2 protein-coding genes are annotated in these 3,111 nt (G+C 75.3%); both read left to right on the forward strand.

Annotated elements, in window-relative coordinates; genetic code table 11:
- On the forward strand, nucleotides 1-2,217 hold a 2,217-nt coding region (locus B7767_RS10290; RefSeq protein ID WP_085571925.1), incomplete at its 5' end, for a DEAD/DEAH box helicase.
- The coding region (locus B7767_RS10295) for an SWF or SNF family helicase (protein ID WP_085571926.1) at nucleotides 2,214-3,111 on the forward strand (898 nt) is incomplete at its 3' end. The genes B7767_RS10290 and B7767_RS10295, both read left to right, overlap by 4 nt.

A 3,111-nucleotide genomic window follows, 5' to 3' on the forward strand; every position in this document is an offset into this window, starting at 1 on the left:
ATCGCCGCCGGCCACGACGCCGGCGTACGGCTGTCGCTGCGGATCGAGGCGCGCGGGCTCACGGACGCGGCCGACGCCGCGGACGTGTCGTTCCGGGCCGTCCTCCAGATGCACGGTGTGAACGACCCCGCGCTCGTCGCGGACGCCGGCGAGGTGTGGGCCGGGGCCTTCGACGCGGCCTTCGACTCCCGCGCACGGATGGACGCCCTGCTCGCGCTCCGCCGCGCGGCGCGGGCCTGGGCGCCGCTCGCCCCCTTGTTGTCGGCGCCCGTGCCGGACGCGGTGGACCTCGCGGAGGAGGAGATCGCCGAACTCCTCGGCGAAGGCGGCCGGGTGCTCGCCGGTGCGGGCGTCGACGTGCACTGGCCCAGGGAACTGGTCCGCGAACTCACCACCCGCGCGGAGGTCGGTCCCACCGACGACGAACCCGGGTCCGGAAGGACCGGGCTCGCGGACGGGCCGTCGTTCCTGTCCGCCGACGCGCTGCTCGCCTTCGACTGGTGGTTCGCCCTGGGCGACCGGCGGCTCACGCGCGAGGAACTGGACCGGCTGGCCGAGGCGAACCGCCCCCTCGTACGGCTGCGCGACCAGTGGGTCCTGGTCGATCCGCGGGAACTGGCCCGGGCCCGTGCGCGCCAGGACCGCAAGGTCACGGCGGTCGACGCGCTCGGCGCGGCCCTGACGGGCTCCGTGGAGGTCGACGGCGGCCGGATCGAGGTCCGGCCCACCGGGTGGCTGGCGGCCCTGCGGGACCGGCTCGCGGACCCCGAGGCGCAGGAGCCCGTCGAGCAGCCCGCCGCGCTCGCCGCCACGCTGCGGGACTACCAGCGGCGCGCCCTGGACTGGCTGGCCCGGACGACCTCCCTCGGCCTGGGCTGCTGTCTCGCCGACGACATGGGGCTCGGCAAGACCGTCACCCTGATCGCCCTGCATCTGCACCGCCGGACCGGCCCGGAGTCCGCGGGCCCCACCCTCGTGGTCTGCCCGACCTCCCTGATGGGCAACTGGCAGCGGGAGATCGAGCGGTTCGCTCCCGGCACCCCGGTGCGCCGCTTCCACGGCGCGCGGCGGACGCTGGACGACCTGGCCGACGGCGAGTTCGTGCTCACCACGTACGGCACCATGCGGCTGGACGCCTCCCGGCTCGCCGGGGTCCCCTGGGGCATGGTCGTCGCCGACGAGGCCCAGCACGTGAAGAACCCGTACTCCTCGACGGCCCGTCAGCTGCGTTCCATCGGCGCACGCGCGCGCGTGGCGCTCACCGGCACGCCGGTGGAGAACAACCTGTCGGAACTGTGGGCGATCCTCGACTGGACGACCCCCGGCCTGCTGGGCCGGCTCGGCACCTTCCGGCGGCGGTACGCGGACGCCGTCGAGGGCGGGCAGGACCCGGCCGCGGCGGACCGGCTGGCCCGTCTGGTGCGGCCGTTCCTGCTGCGCCGCCGCAAGTCGGACCCCGGGATCGCGCCCGAGCTGCCGCCCAAGACGGAGACCGATCACGCGGTGTCGCTCACCCAGGAGCAGACGGCGCTGTACGAGGCCGTGGTGCGCGAGGCGATGGCCGAGATCGCGGGCGCCGGCAGCATGGCGCGGCGCGGGCTGATCGTGAAGCTGCTGACCGGGCTGAAGCAGATCTGCAACCACCCGGCGCAGTTCCTCAAGGAGGAGCGGCCGGTGGTCGCCGGGAGGTCCGGGAAGCTGGAGCTGCTGGACGAACTCCTCGACACGGTCCTCACCGAGCGGGCCGGCGTTCTGGTGTTCACGCAGTACGTGCACATGGCGCGGCTGCTGGAACGGCATCTGGCCGCGCGGGGCGTGCCGACGCAGTTCCTGCACGGCGGCACGCCGGTCGCCGGGCGCGAGGCGATGGTGCGCCGTTTCCAGGACGGCGAGGTCCCGGTCTTCCTGCTGTCGCTGAAGGCGGCGGGCACGGGGCTGAACCTCACCCGCGCGGAGCACGTCGTGCACTACGACCGCTGGTGGAACCCCGCCGTCGAGGCGCAGGCGACGGACCGCGCGTACCGCATCGGCCAGACCCGGCCGGTGCAGGTGCACCGCATCATCGCCGAGGGGACCATCGAGGACCGCATCGCCGAACTGCTGGAGCGCAAGCGTGAGCTGGCCGACGCGGTGCTCGGCTCCGGCGAGGCGGCGCTCACCGAACTGACCGACGCCGAGCTGGCGGAGCTGGTCGAACTGCGAGGGGGACTGCGATGACCCGGTACGACGGTGACGAGGCCGGCGTGGAGCGAACCTTCGCCGCGCTGCCGCCCGCGCGGGGGCGCGGTTTCGCGCAGAGCTGGTGGGGCCTGGCCTGGCTGACGGCACTGGAGGGCACGGCGCTGGACTCCGGGCAGCTCAAGGCGGGCCGCGGGCTGGCACGCGCGGGCGCGGTCGGCGCGGTGTCCGTACGGCCGGGGCGCATCACGGCGGTCGTACAGGACCGGGACCGTACGGCCCACCGCGCGGACGTGCTGCTGCAGGAGCTGTCCGGGGAGCAGTGGGAGCGGTTCCTGGCCATGGCCGTGGAGCGGGCCGGGCATGTCGCGGCGCTGCTCGACCGCGAGATGCCGACGCACCTGGTCGAGGACGCGGAGCTGGCCGGGGTCGAACTGCTGCCGGGCCTGGGCGATCTGGAGCCGGAGTGCGACTGCGGCGCCTGGGACCACTGCGGTCACACGGCGGCGCTGTGCTATCAAGTGGCCCGGTTGCTGGACGAGGACCCGTTCGTCCTGCTGCTGATGCGGGGGCGGGGTGAACGCGCCCTGCTGGACGCCCTCCAGGCCCGGGGCGACGCGTCCGCCCGGCGGCCCGCCCAGGGCCCGGAAGGGGTGGACGCGGCCGAGGCGTACGCGGCCGGTGACATCCTGCCGTCGCTTCCCGACGCTCCCGCCCTCCCCGCGGAGCCGGGGGTTCCGCCGTCGCTGGACACGGAGGTGGAGCCCGCGGCCGGGATCGATCCGCCCGCGCTGGAGTTCCTGGCCGCCCGGACCGCCGTGCAGGCCCACCGGCTGCTGGCCCGGGCCCTCCAGGACGGGCACGAACGGCAGCCCGTGGAACCGGAACCGGCCGTCGCGCGGGACGCGGTGCGACTGGCCGCCGGGGAGCCCG

This window comes from Streptomyces sp. 13-12-16, from assembly GCF_002114215.1.
Taxonomy (GTDB): domain Bacteria; phylum Actinomycetota; class Actinomycetes; order Streptomycetales; family Streptomycetaceae; genus Streptomyces.